This is a genomic window from Williamsia sp. MIQD14 (genome assembly GCF_051025635.1).
Taxonomy (GTDB): Bacteria; Actinomycetota; Actinomycetes; order Mycobacteriales; family Mycobacteriaceae; genus Williamsia_A.
This window is the reverse complement of the sequence record NZ_JBPFDG010000001.1, coordinates 661111-683275: the sequence shown is the minus strand read 5'-3', so window position 1 is coordinate 683275 and position 22165 is coordinate 661111. Positions and strand designations below refer to the sequence as shown.

Annotated in this window: 19 protein-coding genes; 12 read left to right on the top strand and 7 right to left on the bottom strand. The window is 66.9% G+C overall.

The window, feature by feature from the left end; genetic code table 11:
- The first annotated feature begins 114 nt into the window (after positions 1–114).
- From ACQ7HM_RS03000 to ACQ7HM_RS02975, 6 genes are all read left to right on the top strand, one after another.
- On the top strand, positions 115–1401 hold the full coding sequence (locus ACQ7HM_RS03000) for an adenylosuccinate synthase (protein WP_434214746.1): 1287 nt from the start codon (positions 115–117) through the stop codon (positions 1399–1401).
- Between the two features lie 6 nt (positions 1402–1407).
- Complete coding sequence (locus ACQ7HM_RS02995) at positions 1408–2076, top strand: hypothetical protein (protein WP_434214745.1); 669 nt, start codon at positions 1408–1410, stop codon at positions 2074–2076.
- Positions 2077–2390: 314 nt separating this feature from the next.
- Positions 2391–3851 carry a DUF222 domain-containing protein gene (locus ACQ7HM_RS02990; RefSeq protein WP_434214744.1) on the top strand — a complete coding sequence of 487 codons (1461 nt, stop codon included), beginning with the start codon at positions 2391–2393 and terminating at the stop codon, positions 3849–3851.
- 186 nt (positions 3852–4037) lie between these two features.
- Positions 4038–5585: an alkaline phosphatase D family protein gene (locus ACQ7HM_RS02985; RefSeq protein WP_434214743.1), complete on the top strand. Its 1548-nt coding sequence runs from the start codon at positions 4038–4040 to the stop codon at positions 5583–5585.
- A gap of 72 nt (positions 5586–5657) precedes the next feature.
- Positions 5658–7295, top strand: a complete 1638-nt coding sequence (locus ACQ7HM_RS02980; RefSeq protein ID WP_434214742.1) for an adenylate/guanylate cyclase domain-containing protein — start codon at positions 5658–5660, stop codon at positions 7293–7295.
- A 60-nt stretch (positions 7296–7355) separates the two neighbouring features.
- Positions 7356–8063, top strand: a complete 708-nt coding sequence (locus ACQ7HM_RS02975; protein ID WP_434214741.1) for a YoaK family protein — start codon at positions 7356–7358, stop codon at positions 8061–8063.
- Between the two features lies 1 nt (position 8064).
- Here the strand turns inward: ACQ7HM_RS02975 and ACQ7HM_RS02970 are convergent, their stop codons facing one another.
- Complete coding sequence (locus ACQ7HM_RS02970; protein WP_434214740.1) at positions 8065–9669, bottom strand: Na+/H+ antiporter; 1605 nt, start codon at positions 9667–9669, stop codon at positions 8065–8067.
- Positions 9670–9790: 121 nt separating this feature from the next.
- Between ACQ7HM_RS02970 and ACQ7HM_RS02965 the strand changes: the two genes are divergently transcribed.
- From ACQ7HM_RS02965 to ACQ7HM_RS02955, 3 genes are read left to right on the top strand one after another with little or no spacing between them, the layout of a single operon-like run.
- Entirely contained in the window at positions 9791–10114 is a 324-nt protein-coding gene (locus ACQ7HM_RS02965; RefSeq protein WP_434215614.1) for a UBP-type zinc finger domain-containing protein, read from the top strand.
- A gap of 25 nt (positions 10115–10139) precedes the next feature.
- The gene (gene purT / locus ACQ7HM_RS02960; protein ID WP_434214739.1) at positions 10140–11834 is read left to right on the top strand and encodes a formate-dependent phosphoribosylglycinamide formyltransferase; all 1695 of its coding nucleotides are present in this window, start codon (positions 10140–10142) and stop codon (positions 11832–11834) included.
- Entirely contained in the window at positions 11835–12314 is a 480-nt protein-coding gene (locus ACQ7HM_RS02955) for a DUF456 domain-containing protein (RefSeq protein WP_434214738.1), read from the top strand.
- Positions 12315–12526: 212 nt separating this feature from the next.
- Here the strand turns inward: ACQ7HM_RS02955 and ACQ7HM_RS02950 are convergent, their stop codons facing one another.
- Genes ACQ7HM_RS02950 through ACQ7HM_RS02940 form a run of 3 tightly spaced genes read right to left on the bottom strand, consistent with a single transcriptional unit; the run spans position 12527 to position 15476 of the window.
- Positions 12527–13357, bottom strand: a complete 831-nt coding sequence (locus ACQ7HM_RS02950) for an ABC transporter ATP-binding protein (protein WP_434214737.1) — start codon at positions 13355–13357, stop codon at positions 12527–12529.
- On the bottom strand, positions 13354–14466 hold the full coding sequence (locus ACQ7HM_RS02945; RefSeq protein WP_434214736.1) for a FecCD family ABC transporter permease: 1113 nt from the start codon (positions 14464–14466) through the stop codon (positions 13354–13356). Before ACQ7HM_RS02945 ends, ACQ7HM_RS02950 begins: the two co-directional genes overlap by 4 nt.
- The gene (locus ACQ7HM_RS02940; RefSeq protein ID WP_434214735.1) at positions 14463–15476 is read right to left on the bottom strand and encodes a FecCD family ABC transporter permease; all 1014 of its coding nucleotides are present in this window, start codon (positions 15474–15476) and stop codon (positions 14463–14465) included. Before ACQ7HM_RS02940 ends, ACQ7HM_RS02945 begins: the two co-directional genes overlap by 4 nt.
- Positions 15477–15800: 324 nt before the next feature.
- On the opposite strand from ACQ7HM_RS02940, the gene ACQ7HM_RS02935 reads away from it, so the two are divergent.
- Positions 15801–17507 carry an AIPR family protein gene (locus ACQ7HM_RS02935; protein ID WP_434214734.1) on the top strand — a complete coding sequence of 569 codons (1707 nt, stop codon included), beginning with the start codon at positions 15801–15803 and terminating at the stop codon, positions 17505–17507.
- 524 nt (positions 17508–18031) lie between these two features.
- Complete coding sequence (locus tag ACQ7HM_RS02930) at positions 18032–18424, top strand: hypothetical protein (protein ID WP_434214733.1); 393 nt, start codon at positions 18032–18034, stop codon at positions 18422–18424.
- A 77-nt stretch (positions 18425–18501) separates the two neighbouring features.
- Here ACQ7HM_RS02930 and ACQ7HM_RS02925 read toward each other — a convergent pair whose 3' ends face one another.
- The 3 genes from ACQ7HM_RS02925 to ACQ7HM_RS02915 all read right to left on the bottom strand — a co-directional run bounded on the left by ACQ7HM_RS02925 (position 18502) and on the right by ACQ7HM_RS02915 (position 21517).
- On the bottom strand, positions 18502–18840 hold the full coding sequence (locus ACQ7HM_RS02925) for a hypothetical protein (RefSeq protein WP_434214732.1): 339 nt from the start codon (positions 18838–18840) through the stop codon (positions 18502–18504).
- Positions 18841–18977: 137 nt separating this feature from the next.
- Positions 18978–20357, bottom strand: coding sequence for an FAD-dependent oxidoreductase (locus ACQ7HM_RS02920; protein WP_434214731.1), 1380 nt, complete (start codon positions 20355–20357; stop codon positions 18978–18980).
- A gap of 146 nt (positions 20358–20503) precedes the next feature.
- Positions 20504–21517: an ABC transporter substrate-binding protein gene (locus tag ACQ7HM_RS02915; protein WP_434214730.1), complete on the bottom strand. Its 1014-nt coding sequence runs from the start codon at positions 21515–21517 to the stop codon at positions 20504–20506.
- Between the two features lie 93 nt (positions 21518–21610).
- Here ACQ7HM_RS02915 and ACQ7HM_RS02910 point away from each other — a divergent pair, with 93 nt between their 5' ends.
- Complete coding sequence (locus tag ACQ7HM_RS02910; RefSeq protein ID WP_434214729.1) at positions 21611–22105, top strand: Rv0361 family membrane protein; 495 nt, start codon at positions 21611–21613, stop codon at positions 22103–22105.
- The last annotated feature ends 60 nt before the right edge of the window (positions 22106–22165 follow it).

The window sequence follows — 22165 nt, the reverse complement described above, 5'->3', positions numbered from 1 at the left end:
CGATCGGGGATCGGCGTCGGTGGACGCGCGGCGAACGAGGCGGTATCTGCCGTACAAAGCCAGTAGGGTTACCCCACGGTTCGGGTGTGCCCGTTCCGGAAGGAGCACGTGGAGATGCCTGCGATCGTACTGATCGGTGCACAGTGGGGCGATGAAGGTAAGGGCAAGGCCACCGACCTGCTCGGCGAGAAGCTGCAGTGGGTGGTCCGTTACCAGGGCGGCAACAACGCCGGCCACACCGTCGTCCTCCCCAATGGCGACAAGTTCGCCCTACACCTCATCCCGTCGGGCATCCTGACGCCCGGTGTGAAGAACGTGATCGGCAACGGTGTCGTGGTCGATCCCGGTGTGTTGCTCACCGAGCTCGGGGGCCTCGAGGACCGCGACGTCGACACCTCGGGCCTGATCCTCTCCGCCGACGCGCACCTGCTGATGCCGTATCACGTGGCCATCGACAAGGTCACCGAGCGATTCCTCGGCAACAACAAGATCGGCACCACCGGCCGCGGTATCGGTCCCTGCTATCAGGACAAGATCGCCCGCGTGGGTGTCCGCGTCGCCGACGTGCTCGACGAGAAGATCCTCACCCAGAAGGTCGAGGCGGCTCTGGAGATCAAGAACCAGATCCTCACCAAGATCTACAACCGGCGCGCGCTCGACCCGCAGCAGGTGGTCGAGGAGGTGCTCGGCCAGGCCGAGGGCTTCACCCACCGCATCGCCGACGCCCGACTGCTGCTCAACCAGGCGCTCGAACGTGGCGAGACCGTGCTCCTGGAGGGATCGCAGGGCACCCTGCTCGACGTCGACCACGGCACCTACCCGTATGTGACGTCGTCGAACCCGACCTCGGGTGGCGCGTCGGTCGGTTCGGGCATCGGACCCACCCGCATCACCACGGTGCTGGGAATCCTCAAGGCGTACACGACCCGTGTCGGGTCGGGGCCGTTCCCGACCGAGCTGTTCGACGAGTGGGGCGAGTACCTCGCCAAGACCGGCGGCGAGGTGGGTGTCACCACCGGCCGGGCCCGTCGCTGCGGATGGTTCGACGCCGTGATCGCCCGCTACGCAACGCGTGTCAACGGCATCACCGACTACTTCCTGACCAAGCTGGACGTGCTCTCCAGCCTCGACACCATCCCGATCTGTGTCGCCTACGACGTCGACGGTGAGCGCGTCGACGACATGCCCATGACACAGACCGGCTTCCACCACGCGAAGCCGATCTACGAGGAGATGCCCGGCTGGTGGGAGGACATCTCCGGTTGCCGCACCTTCTCTGATCTCCCCAAGACCGCGCAGGACTACGTGCTGCGCCTCGAAGAGCTGGCCGGAGCGCACATCTCGTGCATCGGTGTGGGTCCGGGTCGCGATCAGACCATCGTGCGCCGCGAGATCCTCTAGGCGCCGGTGACCGCTCCCGGCGATCACGATCCGCGCGAGGACCTGCGCAACGTCGAACCGATTGAGGGGCGTCCGTGGATCTCGCGGATCTCCACACCGTCGAGTCGTGTGAGGATCGGTATCGCCGTCGTCGGTGTGCTGGCGATCGTCGGCGTGGCGGTACCGCTGTTCATCTCGCTGTTCACCGGTAGCGACGCGCCTGGTCCTGATGTCTCTGCTTCCGGGGTCCCGTCGTCAGCGGCGGCGCCGGTGAGCACCGTCGCGCGCTCGGCCGAGCCCATGTACTCGGCGCCGGGGGAGTGCATCTCGCTGTCGCAGACGCCTGCGGGCATCGTCCCGGCGAAAGTCGGCTGTGACGCTGCGCAGTTCACGTTCATCGTCGCGACGGCGCTGCAGTCGGCGACGGCGGGTTGTGGTGAGGGCCAGTACTCGCAGCTCACCCAGCCCGGCTTCGGAAAGCTCTGCATCCTGCCGAATTTCGCCGCCGGACAGTGCTATCGGATACCTGGCCCGGGCGGCACACTCGTCGACTTCCGTCGTGAGCCCTGCACCACGCCGGGCAGTGTCCGGGTGGTCGGCCGAGCTGCGTCGGCCACCATCACCTGCGACGGCGGACAGGTCGTCTCGTTCTCCCGGCCGTCGCCCCTGAGTTACTGCCTGACCCCTTCGGCCTGATCGACGTGGGCTGGTTGTGCTGACTGTGTGGAAACGGCCAGGCGAGTGGTTGTGCTGACTGTGTGGAAACGGCCAGGCGAGTGGTTGTGCTGACTGTGTGGAAACGTTCGTCGAGTGTGCTGACCGCGCACCGTGAGCCGCCTCCACGACGACGCACACTCGGCGATCGGTTTCCGCACCGTCAGCGGTAGTAAATCGCAATCAGAACAGCGAAATACACCAGCGTTCAACACTATTCACTGAAATCAACTCCCCACGCCTCGAACATCCGTGCTAACCTGGATGTACAGAACCACCTGGGGAGGGGGCAGTCCGTGAGCGATCTCGTCGCGAAATACGCTGCCCTGCAATCCCTTGTGAGAGAGATCGCCGAAGAGACCTCAGACGCCTACGACGACGAGACAGTCGTGCAGTTGGCGATCACCCATGAAACCGCTGTCCGCCAACTCCAGTCCGCCGGTAACCGCCGCATCCTCGAGGTCTCCGACCGCGACGCGCACCGCGCCGTCGGTTGCGTGACCGTCACCGAGTTCCTGCAGACGAAACTGCGCGTGACGCAACCGAAGAAGCGTCTGAAAGAAGTACAGGCGCTGGAGCCGATGCACGCGATGACCGGCGAGAAGCTACCGCCGGTGTGCCCGCACACCGCACGGGAATTGGCCGCAGGGTCGATCGGCCCCGACCACGTCCACGCCGTACTCGACGTGATGGCCAAGATCCCCACCGCGATCGAACCCGAGCACCGGGCCCTTGCCGAGCAGACCCTGGCCGAGTTCGCCACAGCACTGACGCCGAAAGAGATCGCCGCGGCCGGCGTGCGGATCCTCGCTCACCTCGATCCAGATGGCCGGTTGACCGACGACCGTGACCGTGCCCGGAACCGGAAACTGTCGCTGGGCTGCCAGGACTCGCAGTTGATGTCGAAGTTGACCGCCACGTTGGATCCGATCACGCGTGCGCTGTTTGATGTCGTGCTCGCCAAGTGGGCGGCACCGGGGATGAACAATCCCGACGACGACCAGTCACCCCGCGGTGACGGCAGTGAGATCAGCAGCGATGTGCTGCGGGAAGCGGCCGATCGGGATTGCCGCTCGCAGAGTCAACGCAATCACGATGCGTTGAAAGCACTACTCGATGCCGCGGTCAACGGTGGTCTCCTCGGTCGGTCGCATCGCGGGCTACCGCCGCAGATCATCGTCTCCATCACCGACGCCCAGCTTCGTGAGCACGCCGGGGTCGCGCGCACCGCGACCGGCAGCGATCTGCCCATCTCCAACGTGGTCAAGCTGGCCGCGACAGCGCAGACTCATCTCGCGGTGTTCAGCGACGTCACCAACGAGCCGCTGTTCTTCGGCCGGTCTCGCCGGCTCGCTTCACAGGCTCAGCGGCTGATGGCGTTCGCGAGGTACAAGGGCTGCAGTAAGGACGACTGCCCGACGCCGTTCGCGCACACCGAAATGCATCACGCCGAACAGGACTGGGCGGACGGTGGTCTCACCGACTCGCCGCACCTGGCACCCGCATGCGGACCCCACAACCGGGCCGTCGGCACCGAACCCCACCAGTGGACCACAGAGAAGATCACCGACGGCCCCGACAAAGGCCGCTACGGCTGGCGACGCAACACCGACCCACCCCATGCCCTCCGCGCCAACCAGCTACACCGCATCGACGAACTTCTCGAGCGATACCGGAACCCACCTGACGCCGTCCCTGCGTTGAGTCGGCGGTTCGACATCACCTGGCCGCGGGTTCACCTGCACCCGGCGGCCTGATCTGTGGTGGCGTTATACCGCCGCTGACTGTGCGGAAAGCCTTCGCCGAGTGTGCGTTGTCTTGCTCGCCGGTCACTGCGCGCTGTCAGCACACTCTGCTCGGCTTTCCACACACTCAGCCGTACCACTCCGCCGTACGCCTTGCCGTAACCCGGTGTTCGTGTGCGAGGGGAAAGATCTCTTGGCGTGTCTGTCTCACGTCGTACGTTCCTGCGTTCCTCCGCCGCCGCGGGCCTGCTGATCCCCGCAGCCGGACTGCTCGCGCCCCAGGCCGCCGCCACGCCGGCACTGATCCGCGCCCGGCCGACGCTCACCCACGGCATAGCCTCGGGTGATCCCCGACCCGACGGTGCCCTCATCTGGGCGCGGTCGGACACCCCGGCGCGGATGATCGTCGAGACATCGCTGTTCGAGAACTTCGCTTTTCCGCGCCGCTTCGTGGGCCCGATGGTCACACCCGCCACCGACGGCACCGGACGTGTCCGCGTCACCGGACACCCCGCCGGCGCGACCATCCACTACCGCGTGACGCTCGAATCCGACCGCGGCACCCGGTCGCAACCACTCACCGGCACCTTCCGCACCGCCCCGGTCCTGCCCGGAGCGATCACGCTCAACTGGTCGGGCGACGTCGTGGGTCAGGGCTGGGGCATCAACGAAGCCATCGGCGGCCTCCACGGCTTCTCCACCCTCGCCGACCGCAACGCCGACCTGTTCATCCACTCCGGTGACACCGTCTACGCCGACGGGCCGCTGAAGGAGACGGTCACGCTCGACGACGGCCGCGTGTGGCGCAACGTGGTGACCGAGGCGAAATCCGATGTCGCGCAGACCCTCGAGGAGTTCCGCGGCAACCACAGCTACAACATGTCCGACACCAACTACCGACGCTTCGCCGCCTCGACAACACAACTGGTGCAGTGGGACGACCACGAGACGTTCAACAACTGGTTCCCCGGCGAGATCGTCGCGAACCCGGCCTATACGCAGGAGCGTCGCGCCGACGTCCTCTCGCGTCGCGCACTGCAGGCCTTCCACGAATGGCAGCCGGTCACCCCGGTCGACGCCGTCGACGGTCGCGTCTACCGCAAGGTGTCCTACGGCCCGCTGCTCGACATCTTCATCCTCGACATGCGCAGCTACAAGGACTCGAACTCGAACGCCCGCAACGCCTCCGGCCACATCCTCGGTGCACGCCAGGCGAGATGGCTCACCGACGGACTGAACTCGTCACGCGCGGTGTGGAAGATCGTCGCCAACGACCTGCCGCTGGGCATCGTCGTCCCCGACACGACCTATGGCGACGCCGACGGCATCGAGGCCGTCGGCCAGGGCGACAACGGCAGGCCGCTCGGCCGTGAAACCGAACTGGCGCAGTTCCTCTCGCGCACCAGGAACGTCCGCAACGTCGTGTGGCTCACCGCCGACGTGCATTACACCGCGGCCAACCGCTACGACCCCTCGCGCGCCGCCCACACCGACTTCCACCCGTTCTGGGAGTTCGTCTCGGGCCCGTTGCACGCCGGTGCGTTCCCGGCCGGCAAGCTCGACGGCACCTTCGGCGTCGACCAGGTCTTCGTCCACGCCCCGACGGCCGCGAACGTCTCGCCGATCACCACGGAGTTCCAGCATTTCGGCGAGGTCCGCATCGACGGGTTCGGCACCACCATGACCGTCGACCTCTGCGACACCAGCGGTCGCGTACTGCACCGCACCGATATCCGTCGGGAGTGATGCCCACGCGGGTAGATTGCTCCCTACAGCCACCCCGGCGGATGCCTGCGGCGGATACCGAAGCAGGGAGCCATGGGACGCAACCGGCGCAACGCCGATTTCGGATCGATCATCCTGGGCTCGGTCGACGACAGTCCGCGCAAGCAGCGCATCCGCATCCAGATCCTGCTGACCGGCTCCATCGTCATCTCCAACACCATCGGCGCGATCATGGCGGTCGTGCTGGCCAGCGTCGGCATCCCCGAGCCGTCGGTGTTCGAAGCGAAGTTCTGGTGGGTCAACTTCATCGCCCTGCCGATCTACGTCCTCGCCGCCCTGGTCTTCGGGGTGATCATCGGGACGACGTTGATCGTGCGGCAGCTGCGGTGGGCGATCCGGGATCGTGAGCCCACCCGCAAGGAGGCTCGTCGCGCGCGGCGCACGCCGTGGAAGCTCACCGCGCTGCAGGCGTCGTTCTGGATCGGCGCGATCATCATGTTCACCATCTGTTACGGAGTGCTCGACCCGGCACTGATCCCGAAGATCTTCTTCGTGGTGGGCCTGTCCGGCACGGTGGTGTGCGCCATCTCGTACCTGCTCAGCGAGTTCTCGCTGCGGCCCATCGCGGCGCAGGTGATCAACGCCGACGTGAAACTCCGCCGCAAGCGCAGCGCCCTGCGTACCCGCGCGTTGATCTCATGGTCCGTCGGCTCGGGCATCCCCATTGTCGGGATCTTCCTCGTCACCGGCTTCTCGCTGTTCCGCTCCGAGACCGACAAGATCGACATCTTCACCGGTGTCACCGTCCTCGTCGCGACGGCGTTGTTCACCGGCTTGCTGCTCACGGTCCTCAACACGACTCACGTGGTCGCGCCGATCCGTAGCGTCCGCGCGGGCATGAAGAAGGTCAGCGAGGGCAAGACCGACGTCGAGGTCGTCATCTTCGACGGCACCGAGCTCGGTGAGCTGCAGGCCGGCTTCAACTCCATGGTCACCGGTCTCCGTGAACGCGAGCGCCTGCAGGACCTCTTCGGCCGTCACGTCGGCCGCGACGTCGCCGAGGCGGCCCTCTCCAGCGATCCCGAGCTCGGCGGCACCGAACGTACGGTCGCAATCGTCTTCGTCGACGTGATCGGCTCCACGCGGCTCGCGTCGGAGCGCTCCCCGTCGGAGGTCGTGTCGATCCTCAACCGGTTCTTCGCGGTCATCGTGCAGGAGGTCGAGGAGCGCAGCGGGCTGGTCAACAAGTTCGAGGGCGACGCCGTTCTTGCCGTCTTCGGTGCGCCCATCGACCTCGACGACTGCGCGGGTGCGGCCCTGGCGGCGAGCCGCGCGATCTCGCAGCGACTGGCGCAGGAGGTGCCCGAACTGAGCGCGGGCATCGGCGTCAGTTACGGCCCGGTGGTGGCCGGGAACGTCGGAGCGATCCAGCGTTTCGAGTACACCGTCATCGGCGACGCCGTGAACGAGTCGGCCCGTCTGAGCGAACTCGCGAAGCGCGACCCCACCCGACCACTCGCGTCCGAGCGCGCGGTGCGGGCGGCCGACGCCGAATCGGGACACTGGGAGGAGCAGGAGTCGGTGAGCCTGCGCGGCCGCACCGAGGAGACGGTCGTCTTCGCCGCGACGCCGCCGGCCACCCCGGCCGGCGAGACCCGGACCGACAAGACACGGACCGACGGGGACAAGAAGGACGGGGACATCGACTCGTCCACAGCGGCATCGGTCTGAATTTGTGATGCTCTCCGGTCGTGACGACGGTGGCCCGAGAGTGACCTAGATTAGCGATTGATGATCAGCAAAGAAGATGCGGTGGGTACCGACGCCCGGCTGTCGTGGGTTCTGGCCGCCGTCGCCGGGATGATAGGGGCGGCAGCCTTTCTCGATTCCGACGGATATTTCGTCACGTTCATGACCGGCAACACCGAACGCGCGGCGCTCCAGGGTTTCGAGACGACACGCGCCCGCGGTGTCATCGGTCCGACGGCGTTGAACGCCGGATTCATCATCGTCGCCTTCGTGGCGGGGGTCTTCGTCGCGATGTACTGCCGACGCCGGTTCTGGAACAACCATCCGCACGGCACCACCGTGTTGACGACGATCGGTCTGTTCGTCGCCGGGATGACCGACCTGGTGCTCAGCGGGTTCAAGGAGAACAACGTCACCTACTGGCCGATCATCATCGTCGCGTTCTCCGTCGGGGCGCTCAACGCCGCATTCGTGAAGAACGGTGAGGTGTCGATCCCGCTGAGCTACGTGACCGGCACGCTGGTGAAACTGGGCCAGGGGGCCGAACGCCACTTCCGTGGCGGCGGCACCATGTACGACTGGCTCGGCTACGCCCTGCTCTACGCAGGGTTCATCGTGGGCGCGGTGTTCGGCGGCATCGTCGGGACCATCATCGACAGCGGATACCTGCTGTTCGGCGCGGCGGCCCTGTGCGGTGCGGCGACCCTGGTGACGTTCTTCCACACCGACCGCAAGACCCTGCTCGGCTAGGTCATTCGCCCGACCGCGACCGGCGGTCGGAGAGCCCTTCGGCGAGGTCGAGTTGGCTCAGCACCCGACGCATCACCTCGTCGTCGATGCGGCCGGCGTCGCGCTCGGCGATGAACACCTCACGCTGGATCTGCAGCAGCTCGGTGCGGATCCGGTTGACCGCGACCGTCGGGCTCTCGCCGAGTTCGTCCTCACCGCGGCCGAGTTCTTCCCACGCCAGGTTCTTCCGCGATCGCAACCAGCGACGCAGGATCTCGACCTGTTCGTGCATCGCGTCGTGCTCGGGAATGCCCTCGGCGAGCTCGTCCAACCGCGCCCCGGCGGCACGGCCGGCGCGATCCTGGGCCGCGGCCAACGCCAACAGGTCCGATCGCCGCTCGTTGCTCTGCACCCCGAGTCGTCGGATCAGCCACGGCAGGGTGGTGCCCTGCAGCAGCAGGGTGCCGACCGTGACGACGAAGGTGAGGAAGATGATCTCGTCGCGCGCGGGGAAGGCCGAGCCGTCGTCGGTGGTCAGGGGGATCGCGAACGCCGCGGCCAGACTCACCACCCCGCGCATGCCCGACCACGCGACGACGAACACCGCGCCGGCCGGGGGTGCACTCTCGCGTTCGCGCAGCTTCGCCGAGAACACCCGGGGTAGATAGGTCGCCGGGAACATCCAGATCATGCGGACCACGATCACCGTCGACAGCACGGCGACCGCCGCCCAGATGATGGCGCCGACCGAGTGGCCGCGGAGTCCGCGGATGACCTCGGGCAGCTGCAACCCGATGAGCAGGAACACGAACGACTCGAGCATCACGTCGATCGACCGCCACACGGCGCTGTCCTGCAGACGGGTCGCGTACCCCTCGCGGGCCGAGCGCTGGCCCAGGTACAACCCGACGACCACGACCGCGATCACCCCCGAGGCGTGCACCTCCTCGGCGACGAAATAGGTCGCGAACGGGATGACGATGCCCAGCGCGGTCTCCATCGGAGGGTCGGTCAGCCACTGGCGGATCTTCGACACGATCACCCCGAGGACGAGACCCACCACAACGCCGCCGATCGCGGCCTCGGCGAACAGGGCGATGCCGCCCCAGACACTCGTCGTCGCACCGACCGCCGCGCCGAGCGCGAGCCGGTAGGCCGTCAGCGCGGTCGCGTCATTGAGGAGACTCTCGCCGCCGAGCAGCGTGGTCACCTTGCGCGGCAACCCGAGTCGCCGGCCGATCGCCGTGGCCGAGACCGCGTCGGGCGGCGCGACGACCGCACCGAGGACGAGCGCGGCGACCAACGGCAGTTGCGGCAGTGACCAGTACGCCACGAACCCGACCACCACGGTGGTCACGAGGGGCAGTGCCACGGCCAGCAGACCAATGGCGCGGATGTTGCGGCGCAAGGCGACGTACGAGCTGTCCTGGGCCGCGGAGTACAGCAGCGGCGGCAGGATGATGAACAGCACGACGTCGGGGTCGAGGCCGACGATCGGCAGCCCGGGAATCCAGCTGATGCCCAGGCCGACGAGCACCAGGATGAGGGGTGAGGCGAGTTGATAGCGGCGGGCGAGCGCCGCGACGGCCAGCGCGGCGACGAGCACCACGAGGATCGAGGCGTCCATGAGGGCTGACAGTATCGGTTCGCCGGGATTATCTCGCCCGGACCTCGGTTCGGTGACCAGGTGGCCGAATGCACTCCGGATACGGGACACTGTGCAGGTGCGATCCATACGACGATCGGTGATGCACCGACTGATCGGCCCGTCCGATGTGGCCACCGACACCCCCGAACCCGGGGCGTGTGCGGACCTGCTCGCGACCTCCGCCGATCCCACCGACGACCCCGTGCGTGGCCGCGCCGATCAGTGCGAGGGCTGCGAGGCCGAGGGTGTCGAGCACTGGGCCCATCTGCGCCGGTGCCTGACCTGCGGTTACATCGGGTGCTGCGATTCGAGCCCCCGCAAGCACGCGACCGCCCACCACAAGAGCTCGCAGCATCCCGTGATGCGCTCGGCCGAGCCGGGTGAGGCGTGGCGCTGGTGCTACGTGCACGCCGAGCTCGGCTAGAGCCGGCTCGAGAAACGAGAAACCCATGACCTCCCCCGGACCGCGACCCACTCCGCGCCCCGTTCCGCCGCCACGCCCACCGGTGTCACGTCCCCCGGCCGGCGTGCCGCCCACCGGTCGCGGTCCCGTTCCGCCCCGTCCTGCCCCGGGGGTCCCGCCGTCGGCGATCGGACCCGTCCCCGCCGGTTCGCCGCGGATCGGTACGCCGCTGTCGCCCTCGGCGACACGGGTCATGCTGCTCGGCGCCGGCGAACTCGGCAAAGAGGTCGTGATCGCGTTCCAGCGACTCGGTGTCGAGGTCATCGCCGTCGACCGCTATCACAACGCGCCCGGTCACCAGGTCGCCCACCACGGTTTCGTGATGGACATGACCGATCACGACGCGCTGCTCGGCCTGATCATCGACCAGCGGCCCGACTACGTGGTCCCCGAGATCGAGGCCATCGCGACCAGCGCGCTCGAAGAGGCCGAGCGGCGCGGCATCACCGAGGTGATCCCGACCGCCCGCGCGACGTCACTGACCATGAACCGCGAGGGCATCCGGCGTCTGGCCGATTCCGAGCTGGGCCTGCCGACGTCGGCATACGCCTTCGCCGACTCGCTCGAGCAGCTGACCGTGGCCGCCGACCGTGTCGGCTACCCGTGTCTGGTGAAGCCGACGATGTCGTCGTCGGGCAAGGGCCAGTCGATGCTGCGCGGTCCCGAGGATCTCGCCGCGGCATGGGAGACGGCCGCATCGGGTGCGCGCGTGGCCGGTGGCCGCGTCATCGTGGAGGGTTTCGTCGATTTCGACTACGAGATCACCCTGCTCACCGTCCGCGCGGTCGACCCGGCGACCGGCACCCTCACCACCCACTTCTGCGCGCCCATCGGTCACCGTCAGGAACGCGGCGACTACGTGGAGAGCTGGCAGCCGCAACCGATGAGCCCGGTGGCGCACGGAGCGGCCATGTCGATCGCGGCGCGCATCGTCACCGCCCTGGGCGACGGAAAGCTCGGCGGCCGAGGCATCTTCGGTGTCGAGATGTTCGTCAAGGGTGACGACGTCTACTTCTCCGAGGTGAGCCCTCGTCCGCACGACACCGGCCTGGTGACCCTGGCGACGCAGCGCCTCTCCGAGTTCGAGATGCACGCGCGCGCCATCCTCGGTCTGCCCGTCGACGTCACCCTCGCCAGCCCGGGTGCGTCGGCCGTGATCTACGGCGGACGCGACGAGGCGGCCATCGGATTCGAGAACGTCGCCGCCGCACTGACGATCCCCGAGACCGACATCCGGCTGTTCGGCAAGCCCGAGAGCTATACCCGTCGACGGATGGGCGTGGTGGTGGCCACCGCCGACGACATCGCCGGTGCGCGCCGTCGTGCGAACGACGCTGCGGCACTTGTCCGTCCGGTCAGCACGGCGGCCACCCCTCGTGTCGCGCCGCCCGCGTCTGCGCCATCGGTCCTCGACGGTCCGCCCCCGGGGCCGTCCACCGACCGGATACCGGCGACCCCCGCGCCCGACGTCCCCGGGGTGTCGTCGGTGGGCGCCGACGTCGAGACCGAGCGCAGCCCGCTGGCCCGACCCGACGCCGTCGACACCGAGTCGCAGACGGGATCCGAGGACGCGCAGCAGGATCGGCAGGAACCGGAGTCGGCGCCGACCGCGCTGTTCGACACCGCTGCGGAATCCCGCGAACCCGCCCCCTCGGGCCGCAACATCACCGTGGAGAAGTAGATGCCGGTCGCCGGTGAGCTGATCGTCGCGCTCGTGATCGCCATCGGCCTCGTGGGCACGGTGATCCCGATGCTGCCCGGTCCGTCGCTCGTCGGACTGGCGATCGTGGTGTGGGCGGCGTTCGAGGGCGGATGGGCCTGGGCCGTGGCGGGTGTCGCGGTCGCGCTGATCGTGGCCGCCGCGGTGCTGAAGTATCTCGTCGCGGGATCGTCGATGAAGAAGTCGGGGATCTCCAACCGCACCATCATGATCGGTGGCCTCGTCGGCATCGTCGGGTTCTTCGTCATCCCCGTGATCGGACTGCCCATCGGGTTCCTCGCCGGCGCGTTCGCCGCCGAGTGGGCCCCGGCCCGCAGCGTCACCGCCGGACGTCGCGGCGCGATCGCCGCGGCCCGCGCCGCCGTCGTCGCCATCGGGATCGAGCTCACCGCATCGCTCTTCGCGGCCGGCACCTGGCTCACCGGCGCCATCGCGATCTGACCCCACCACCCCAGTTGGGCCGTCGTTGGCGTCAGGTGGGCCGTTGTATGCGTCTGTTGGGCCGTCGTGAAACGCCCGGTGCTCCGTTGTCGATGTCCGTGGGGCCGCGCCGGGCGAGCGGCACCGACCACCTCGGAGCGTTTTCGGGCTGCGGCCCACCCAGCGACAACAACGGCCCAACGGGGGCGGACGACGGCCCAACTGGCGGAGGGTCAGTCGGCGTGCGCGCGACCGAGGGGCACGATGAGCGGCCCACCCGACACCGGGTCGGTGAGCACCATCGACCGCAGCCCGAACGCGGCCTCGAGGAGTTCGGGCGTCACGACGTCGGTCGGCGACCCCTCGGTGAGAACGGCCCCGTCGCGCATCACGATCAGTCGATCGCTGTAGCGGGCAGCGAGATTGAGATCGTGCAGCACCATCACGATCGTCTTGCCGTGCTCGGCGCACAGCGTGTGCACGAGATCAAGGACGTCGACGGCATGCGCCAGATCGAGGAACGTCGTCGGTTCGTCGAGCAGTAGCAGATCGGTCTCCTGGGCGAGGGTGAGCGCGATCCACACCCGTTGACGCTGCCCACCCGACAGCGCCGAGACCGGGCGGTCGGCGAGGGTGTCGGTGCCGGTCATCGCCATCGCCGTCGCGACGGCCTTCTCGTCGTCGGCCGACCACTGTCGATACCAACTCTGATGCGGATGGCGTCCGCGCGCGACGAGATCGACGACCGTCAGACCCTCAGGGGCGATGGGGTTCTGCGGCAGCAGGCCGAGGGTGCGGGCGACGTCGCGCGGCTTCTGACCGGCGATGTCGGTGCCGTCGAGCAGCACGGTGCCCGACCGTGGACGGAGTAACCGTGCCAGGGAGCGCAGCAGGGTCGACTTGCCGCAGCCGTTCGGCCCGACGACCGTCGTCACCTGACCGTCGGGGATGGCGACGTCGAGATCGGCGATGACGGGGTCGGCGTCGTATCCGACGGTGAGGCCGGTCGCGGACAGGCGTGTCGAGGTGAGCAACGCGTCGGTGCTGATGGCTTCGGGGGTCATGCGGACGCCTTTCGCGAGACGGCGATCATGAGGTAGATCAGGAACGGCCCGCCGATGCCCGCGGTCACGACACCCACTGACAGTCCGGCGGGTAACAGGCTGCGGCACAGCAGGTCCGAGCCGACCACGAGGACCCCGCCGACGATGCCGGAGATGATCGGTGGTGGTGCCGGCGTGGCGCAGAGCCGCAGGGCGATCTGCGGGGCGAGCAGCGCGACGAAGGCGATGGGTCCGGCGGCGGAGACGGTGATGGCCGCGACCACGACGGCGACCACCAGTGCGACCGCGGTGACGCCGGAGGTGCGCACCCCCAGGCCGCGGGCGAGGTCCTCGCCGAGTCCGAGCACCCCACTTCCGCGCCGGACCGCCGTCACCGCGATCACCGCGGCGACGAGTGTGACGCTCAGGGTGGTCACCGACGCCCAGGTGGCGTCGGAGACCGACCCGATGAGCCAGCGTTGGGCGCGACCGACGTCGTTGATGCGCGCGCGGGTGAGTCCGAAGGCGACGAGCGCCTGGAACACCCACGTGAGGGCGACGCCGACCAGGACGAGCCGGAATGCGTCGATGCCGCCGCGCCAGGCCAGCAGGTACATGAGCAGCGCGCCGATCCCCGCGCCGACGAGCGCGGATATCGGGGTGCCGACGTCGGCGAACCACGAGCCCCAGCCCGAACCGAACGCGATGCCGAACACCGCCGCGGCGCTCGCGCCGGCGGTGATGCCGAGGACGTCGGGGGTGGCCAGCGGATTGCGCGCGATGGTCTGGGTGAGCGCGCCGGACAACCCGAGGCCGATGCCGACGAGCACCGCCACCAGCGCCCGGGGCAGACCGACGTCGAAGACGATCACGTTCTCGACGCGCGTGCCGCCACCGAGCAGGATGCGCCCGACGTCGATCGCCGACAACGGGTAGTCGCCCACACCGATGCCCGCGGCGAACAGCACCAGCGCCAGTGCGGTGACCACGACTCCGACGATCACGGTGCGGGGCGCCACCAGGAACGAGAAGGAGCCGACGCGCACGACCCCCCGTCGGCGGACGGTCAGCGCTGCCGAAGCGGTGCCGGGTGCCGCGGCCGATGCGGGGTGGTCGCGGGTCTCGGTCATACGGCCACCAGACGTCGTGAACGCACCAGCTTGATCAGCATCGGCGCGCCCACGACGGCGAGGACGATGCCCACCTGGATCTCGGCCGGTCGGGCGATGACGCGTCCGATCACGTCGGAGGCGACGAGCAGGATCGCGCCCAGCACAGCCGAATACGGCACGATCCACCGATAGTCGGGGCCCACCACGGCGCGCGCGAGGTGCGGCACCACGAGGCCGAGGAAGACGATGGGCCCGCAGGCCGCGGTCGCGGCACCGGCGAGCAGCGTGATGGCTGCGATGCCGGCGACGCGGACGGTCACGATGCGCGAGCCCAGCGACCGCGACATGTCGTCGCCGAGGCTCAGCACGTTGAGGAAGAACCCGCTGCCGAGCGCGAGCACGAGACCGGCGGCGATGAACGGTGTCGCCGCCCAGATGACGTCGGTGCCGCGGCCCACCACCGATCCGACGTTCCAGAACCGCCACGCGTCGAGGGAGGCGGTGTCGGTGAGGACGATCGCGGAGGTGATGGCCAGCAGCATCGCCGACAGTCCGGTGCCCGCGAGAACCAGTGTCAGCGGTGAGGCCCCTCGTGTGAGCGCCGAGGTCCCGAAGACCAGCCCCGCGGCGATCATGGCCCCGAGCAGTCCGAACCCCATGTACTCGATGGGCGCGGTGATCCCCAGGAGATAGACGCCGGCGACGACCGCGCACGCCGCGCCGGCGTTCACACCCAACAGTCCGGGATCGGCGAGGGGGTTGCGGGTGTGGGCCTGGGCGAGCGCGCCGGCCGCGCCGATCGCCAGACCCACCAGGATCCCCAGGACCGTGCGCGGGATGCGGAGGTCGCGCACGATGCCGACGACGTCGGCCGGTGCCGACGAGGGGGAGAACAGCGCGTCGACGACGGTGCCGGGGGACAGGGCGCGCGAGCCGATCGCGATCGACGCGATGGCCAGGACGGCGAGCAGTCCGAGGAAGGCCAGCAGCAAGGTCAGGTCGCGACCGCGCCTTGCGCGTGGGGACACCACCGCCGCCGATCCCTCCCTCGTCACCTCGAATGCAGTATGGCAAGGATAGCCTAAGTAGAACGACGGACGCCGGTGAGTGGTGTTCGTCGTTTTGAATGGGTTTGATACCGACAGCCAGCGCGCGCGTGCTGACTGTCGAGTCTGTCGGCCAAAGTTCAGCGGGGTGCGCAGGAAGGACTCTTGAGGGTGGGCGGGTAGCAGGGCGCCGATAATGAACCCTTGGTTGGTGCGTGTCGCGCTTAATGTTCAGGACGGACTAGACCGCAACCTGTACTTTGAAGTAGTTCCCTACTGCCCATCTATATTCGCTAATAGGATCCGATGCCGTCAAACGATGTAGTTCTACTTGCTGACATGCTACTGCGCTCGAGAGGCGACAATTCGTTTCTCTCTAATTCCGCTCAGGAAGCGTACTTCGTGGCGAAACACTATCTTCGCGAGTACAAGCCGGCGCACGACGACATTTTGTCTAGTGTAGTAGACGGTATGCACGACGGAGGAATTGATGCGGCCTATATTTTCGCAGACGGATATCATGTCCGCGATGACGCTTCTATGCAGTTGCTTGGTCGACGCGCGCATCTTGACCTCATCTTCATCCAGGTCAAAAACTCCTCGGGGTTTAGCGAGACGTCGATCGATAAATTGGTAATAAATATTCCAAAGCTGCTTGATTTCGATCGCGACGAGGTAGCTCTCTCGAGGGTCTTCAACCCAAAAGTCATTGAGATAACCAGGCGATTTCTCGAGTCTTACCGTTCGCTCGAAATGCCGACGCTATCCGCGTACTTTGGATTTGCGTCCCTGAAGGCCGATCATGTGCACGAAAATACCTACGCGAGGTCAGGCAATCTCGTGGATTCGTTCACCGCGTGTTTCAATTCGGCAAACGTTGAGATAGATTTTCTCGATGCGTCTCGGGTCGCGGACATGGCGAGGGAGTTGCCAGTAACCAACCGTTCTCTCAGTTTGACGGAGTTTCCGCTCGCTACGGATAGAACGGGAGGGTATATAGGGGTCGTAAGTCTGATGAATTACCAGAAGTTTATTACCGACGAGAGTGGCAAACTCGACTCCTCGCTCTTCGAAGCTAATGTTCGTGATTACGAAGGCGAGACCGGAGTCAATGCGAGCATCAGATCGACGCTGGAAAGCGATGAGCAAGATGTTGACTTCTGGTGGCTGAATAATGGCGTGACGATCGTTGCAGATAAGGTTCAGCAGTCTGGAAAAACGCTGGAGTTGGGGTCGCCTCAAATAGTTAATGGGCTGCAGACCTCCCATGAGATTTATAAAAGATCTCGAGACGGCTCAACTCTTGGCGATTTAGACACACGCGGAATTTTGGTAAAGATAATTGAGGCTCAAGACGAGGCGATTCGAGATCGGATCATTCGCGCTACCAACAGTCAGACCAACTTAGGGATAAGCGCCGTACGCGCGACTGACAAGGTGCAACGTCAAATCGAGGAACACCTACGTACGCACGAACTGTACTACGAACGTCGTAAAAATTTTTACTTAAATCAAGGTGTTCAATCATCGAAGTTGGTGACGATTGACCAGATGGGCCAAGCGGTTCTAAGTGTGTGCGCTCAACTGCCTCATACTGGCCGAGGTGAACTCTCGAGGATCTTTGAGGATGAAATCTACGAGTACGTTTTCTCCAAAACTCATCCGATCGAGATGTACTCTGCGGCGATAAGAATTTTGCGTGTATGCGAAGAGCACCTCAGGATGCGGTATAGAGAACAAGCCGAAGATTTTCTTCTACATTTGACTATGCTCGCGACTATTGCCATCACACGAAAGCACCGCCCAACCGCAGCTGAGATTGCTGGGACCACTTCTCTTCCTTCGCCTCAGCTTCTAGATTCTTTGGTGAAGATTGTCCAGCAGTCCTTTGCAGCAGTTGCTCAGCGGCGCGGTGATGTGCTTTTGGACAAAGTCGCCAAGGATGAAGGAACGACAACTGAAGTGGCCGAACGCGCGCAGAGGTTCCTGCGAACCTCGCATAGAGCACGGTAACTGGCAATGTGGCGGTTCGAGCACTGCGCATAGATCCATCTTCTTGATGAACTCGGTGAAGGTGACTACTGCGCCGATTTGAGTGAACACAGCGAGGAGAGTCGGCGGGCTGCTTACTCCGAACCGCTCGTCCGCGTGGGCGCTTGGAGAGTTTGTGTACCCGGTGGGGCGAGCGGCAGTGGTGGTGTCGCTCGCCGCACCGTCACCGACTGCTTCGGTGTGCTCCTCGCAGGACCTGAGAACCCCGGGTGGCTGTCGGCGTTTGGCCTCCTGCCTGGTTTGGACAAAAATTTGTCGAGGGCTGGCTGCGAACCCGTGGACGGCTGGCTGGCCACCGTTGTCGACCCAGTTCGCTCAGGTTCGATAACCAAAGCGCAACATTTGGTAACCGAAACGGATGATGTGGCGATGAACACAGCAGCCTGGCAGTGAACTGTCAGCAGCGACCGGTCGAGGAGACGAGCCGGCCGTCCACATCGCCTGCTCTCGACCACGAGCGGGCCAGGCCGAGAGAGTGGGATTCGATGAAGAACGCACGGAAGACGACACAACGCGCAGCGGCCACGGTTCTGGCGGCTGCGGCCATCGGTACTGCGGGCATGATCGCGGCCGGACCCGCGAACGCCGTCGCGCCGCCGGAGCTGCGCATCACCGGGGCCGTGTACTGCGACCGCACCGAGTTCGTCCCGACCCTGATCCGCACCATGACCGCCCGCAACGTCGGTGGCGTGACCATGCGCAACACCACGCTGCAGGAGATCAACGGCCAGCGTCGCTTCTCCCCGGCCCTCAAGCCCGGTGAGACCCTGAACATCACCACCAAGCAGCGCGGGTGCTTCCCGTCGTCGATCGCCGGCTACACGATCTCCGACATCCGCGAGAACGTGTTCGACAACTTCGGTTACTGGACGAACTGAGTCCCTCCCGAGTCGCTGCGCGGTCTCGACCGCGACAGGCATGACGGCGGTGATCCCCTCGGGGGTCGCCGCCGTTCTCAGTCGAGGTAGCGCGCGACGACGTCGGCGCGGGCCCGCATCGAGGCGGCGTCCTCGGATCGGCCCAGGGCGTCGAACTGGGCTGCGGCGCTGAGACTCTCGTCCCGTTCTGCCCGGAGCACCGAGCGGATGGCGTTCTCGTCGAGCTCGAGACGATCGATCTCGGTGGAGCCCACACCGACACCGCCCGGTCGCGCAGGTCCCGACGCGTCGGCGTCGTCGACAGGTGGAGCCTGTGCGTTGTCGATGGCGGCGATCGCCGAACGCAGTGCGGCGACGGCTGGTCGATCACCGGCCGCCATCGCGGCGCGCAGACCCTGGCGGAGTGTGGAACGCATGGGCGGTCACGCTAGCGAGGCCGCGTGACGAGCGACAGCGAATAAAAGCCCAACTGACGCCGACGACGGCCCAACTGGCGGAAACGACGGCCCAACTGACGGGAACGACGGCCCAACTGGCGGGGTCGGGGTGGCGGTCAGACCTTGTCGGGTTCGGCGGCGGCGAGCATGTCCTCGCGCTCGACGACCTTGATCCGCTCGCGCCCCTCGGCCTCACCGAGCTTGCGCTCGTGCTCGTCGAGTCGGTACCAGCCGTCCCACGTGGTGAACGGCACCGAGCGGCTCTCCAACAGCTCCACCACCGACGCCTCGGCGGGGCTCGACGGGTCGTTGAGCGACCCGGCCTTCATGTCGTCGAGGATGCATTCGACGGTCTCGTTGGCGTCGCCCTTGGTGTGGCCGATGAGACCGATCGGACCGCGCTTGACCCAGCCGGTGGTGTAGAGCCCGGTGAGGTGCTCGCCCTCGTCGAAGATGCGGCCCGACTCGTTGGGGATGACGCCGGCCTGATCGTCGAACGGGATCTGCGGCAGGTTGTCCGAGAGGTACCCGACGGCGCGGTAGACCGCCCCGATCTCCCAGTCGGTCGTCTTGCCGGTCGGCTTGACGTTGCCGGTCCCGTCGAGCTGGGTGCGCTCGGTGCGCAGACCGACGACTTTGCCGTCGGAGCCGAGGATCTCGAGCGGCGACTCGAAGAAGTGCAGGAACAGCTTGTGCGGCCGGTCGCCGGGCTCGCGGATCGCGTAGTTCTCGATGATGGTGGCGACCTGGTCGGTGATCTTCGACCCGCGACGCGCGACGGCGGAGCCCTCGTCGTAGTCGATGTCCTCGGGGTCGACGATGACCTCGATGTTCGGCGAGTGGTCGAGCTCTTTGAGCTCCAGGGGCGTGAACTTCGCCTGCGCGGGACCGCGGCGGCCGAAGACGTGGACCTCGATCGCCTTGTTGGCCTTCAGTCCCTCGTAGACGTTCGGCGGGATCTCCGTCGGCAGCAGCTCGTCGCCGGTCTTCGCCAGCACCCGCGCGACGTCGAGGGCGACGTTGCCGACCCCGATGACGGCGACCTTCTCGGCCTCCAGCGGCCAGGTGCGCGAGAAGTCGGGATGACCGTCGTACCAGGCGACGAACTGGGCGGCACCGTAGCTGCCGTCGAGGTCGATGCCGGGAATCTGCATGCCGCGGTCGTCGGTGGCGCCGGTGGAGAAGATGACGGCGTCGTAGAACGTCCGCAGGTCCTCGAGAGTGATGTCGGTGCCGTAGTCGACGTTGCCGAGCAGGCGCACCTGCGGCTTGTCGAGCACCTTGTGCAGGGCGGTGATGATGCCCTTGATGCGCGGGTGGTCGGGGGCGACGCCGTACCGGATGAGCCCGAACGGTGCCGGCATGCGCTCGAACAGATCGATGCTCACGCCGCGCTCACCGGCGGTGTCGGATTTCATCAGCGCGTCGGCCGCATAGATGCCGGCGGGTCCGGCGCCGACGATGGCGACTCGCAACGGACGTGTGTCTGCGCTCATGATTCGGGCTTACCTTCTGTTCGTTCCTCGGGGGCCGCATTCTGCCGGGGCCGTGCTGCGGCGCGAAAATCTCCCACCACGGTAGGCGTCGGCCCGCATCCGGCGCTAATCGCCCGCGGTGCCCATCACCTGGGGTGTTCTGCGGCTCAGCTCGCGAGCTGCGGCACCAGCTTCTGCAGCACCCACGGGATGGTGAGCACGGTCGGCACCGACATCGCGCTCCCGGTCACCTGGTCGAGGAACACCACGTCACCGCGCTTGACGACGTCGAGGTTCATGAACGCCGGGTTCGCGCGCAACGCGTCGGTGGACCCCTGCCAGTCGACGACGACCAGCTTGTCGAGACCGCCGAGGAGGCCGAGGTTCTCATCCGAGATCGAGCCGTAGAATCCGTTGGTGATGCTCGGCTGCAGCGACGCCGGGAACTCGAGGCCCAGGTTCGTGAGCATCTGGCCGCGACCGTCGCCGGGGCTGTAGATGCTCACGCCCCCGCCGGCCGAGCCGATCACCACGGCGCCGGTGCGGCCGGCGAGCTGGGGGTTCGCGGCCTTGGCGTCGGCGAACCCCTTCTGGGTGTCGCCGATGAGCTTCGCGGTCTCCGCCGGCTTGCCCACCGCGCGACCGATCTCGGTGGTCGACGCCGTCCACGGCACCGTCCAGTCCTCGTACTGCCCGGGCCGCACCACGGTCGGGGCGACCTTCGCGAGGTTGTCGTACTGGGAGCGGGTCACCGCGTTGTTGACCGCGAGGATCAGGTCGGGATCGGTGGCCAGCGCCTTCGGGATGGCCGAGGAGAGGTCCTGGGAGCCCTGCCCGAGGACGACCGGCTCCTTGCCCTCGAGCATCTTCTCGTTCCAGGGGGCGATCACGGTCTTCTCGGTGGGGTCGGAGAACGGCACCATCGTGGTCGGCGTGATCCCCAGGGCGAGGAGGGTGTCGCCGTCGCCGGGGCCCAGTGTCGCGATGCGGGCGGCGGTGGCGTCGATGGTGGTGTCGCCGTAGCGGTGGTCGATGGTGACCGGCAGCGCGTTCGGCTCGGCGGCGACCGAGCTGCTCGAGGCGGCGGAGTCGTCGGGTGCCGAGCAGGCGCCGAGCCCGACGGCCAGGCCGACGGCGGTGACCATGGCGACGAACGGGACGAGCACGCGGCGGTGGGACATTTGATCTCCTAAGGATAGCCTCACCTCCACAGTGGCAGGTGCGTCCGATCCGGGCAAATCCGCCCATCTCGCGGCGTCGATAGGATCGCTGCCATGGCCTCGACCGACACCCCCTCGCCGTCCCTCGACCCCGGCGCGTCCGACGACCCCGGGTGGAAGGCGGCGTGGCCGTTCCTGGTGGCGGTCGTGATCGTGCTCCTCGCGGTGGGCACCATCGCGCTGTTCCACGTGATCAAGCCGGGTTCGGAGCGCCTCACCGAGAGCGCCAAGGTCACGCGCGCGATCAACGACTACTACACGGCCAAGAACGCGGTGAACTACGAGCAGTTCCGCTCGCTGAGCTGCCCCGCCGACCTGCTGCAACCGTCGTTCCCCACGGACGCGGCGTTCGAGCAGGCCGGCCAGGCATCGCGTACCGAACACGGCAACATCACCATCACCGACATCACCGAGACCGCGGTCACCGGTTCCTCGGCGACGGCCAACATGCACTGGCGCTACACCAAGAACCCGAAGGACGCGGTGCTGCCGATCACCCTGGTGAAGGCGAGCGAGGACTGGAAGGTCTGCGGCGCGAAGGGTCCGTGACCCGACCGGCGCCGAACCGGGGTCGATGCCCGGATGCGCAGCGGGTGCGAGGTGTGCAAC

What these genes read in the sequence shown, in the direction of transcription:
- ACQ7HM_RS02945 (WP_434214736.1), bottom strand. Translation starts at nt 14,466, where the DNA reads ATGACCGAGACCCGCGACCACCCCGCATCGGCCGCGGCACCCGGCACC.
- ACQ7HM_RS02935 (WP_434214734.1), top strand. Translation starts at nt 15,801, where the DNA reads ATGCCGTCAAACGATGTAGTTCTACTTGCTGACATGCTACTGCGCTCG.
- ACQ7HM_RS02910 (WP_434214729.1), top strand. Translation starts at nt 21,611, where the DNA reads ATGGCCTCGACCGACACCCCCTCGCCGTCCCTCGACCCCGGCGCGTCC.
- ACQ7HM_RS03000 (WP_434214746.1), top strand. Translation starts at nt 115, where the DNA reads ATGCCTGCGATCGTACTGATCGGTGCACAGTGGGGCGATGAAGGTAAG.
- ACQ7HM_RS02915 (WP_434214730.1), bottom strand. Translation starts at nt 21,517, where the DNA reads ATGTCCCACCGCCGCGTGCTCGTCCCGTTCGTCGCCATGGTCACCGCC.
- purT (WP_434214739.1), top strand. Translation starts at nt 10,140, where the DNA reads ATGACCTCCCCCGGACCGCGACCCACTCCGCGCCCCGTTCCGCCGCCA.
- ACQ7HM_RS02930 (WP_434214733.1), top strand. Translation starts at nt 18,032, where the DNA reads ATGAAGAACGCACGGAAGACGACACAACGCGCAGCGGCCACGGTTCTG.
- ACQ7HM_RS02970 (WP_434214740.1), bottom strand. Translation starts at nt 9,669, where the DNA reads ATGGACGCCTCGATCCTCGTGGTGCTCGTCGCCGCGCTGGCCGTCGCG.
- ACQ7HM_RS02965 (WP_434215614.1), top strand. Translation starts at nt 9,791, where the DNA reads ATGCACCGACTGATCGGCCCGTCCGATGTGGCCACCGACACCCCCGAA.
- ACQ7HM_RS02925 (WP_434214732.1), bottom strand. Translation starts at nt 18,840, where the DNA reads ATGCGTTCCACACTCCGCCAGGGTCTGCGCGCCGCGATGGCGGCCGGT.
- ACQ7HM_RS02920 (WP_434214731.1), bottom strand. Translation starts at nt 20,357, where the DNA reads ATGAGCGCAGACACACGTCCGTTGCGAGTCGCCATCGTCGGCGCCGGA.
- ACQ7HM_RS02975 (WP_434214741.1), top strand. Translation starts at nt 7,356, where the DNA reads ATGATCAGCAAAGAAGATGCGGTGGGTACCGACGCCCGGCTGTCGTGG.
- ACQ7HM_RS02950 (WP_434214737.1), bottom strand. Translation starts at nt 13,357, where the DNA reads ATGACCCCCGAAGCCATCAGCACCGACGCGTTGCTCACCTCGACACGC.
- ACQ7HM_RS02955 (WP_434214738.1), top strand. Translation starts at nt 11,835, where the DNA reads ATGCCGGTCGCCGGTGAGCTGATCGTCGCGCTCGTGATCGCCATCGGC.
- ACQ7HM_RS02980 (WP_434214742.1), top strand. Translation starts at nt 5,658, where the DNA reads ATGGGACGCAACCGGCGCAACGCCGATTTCGGATCGATCATCCTGGGC.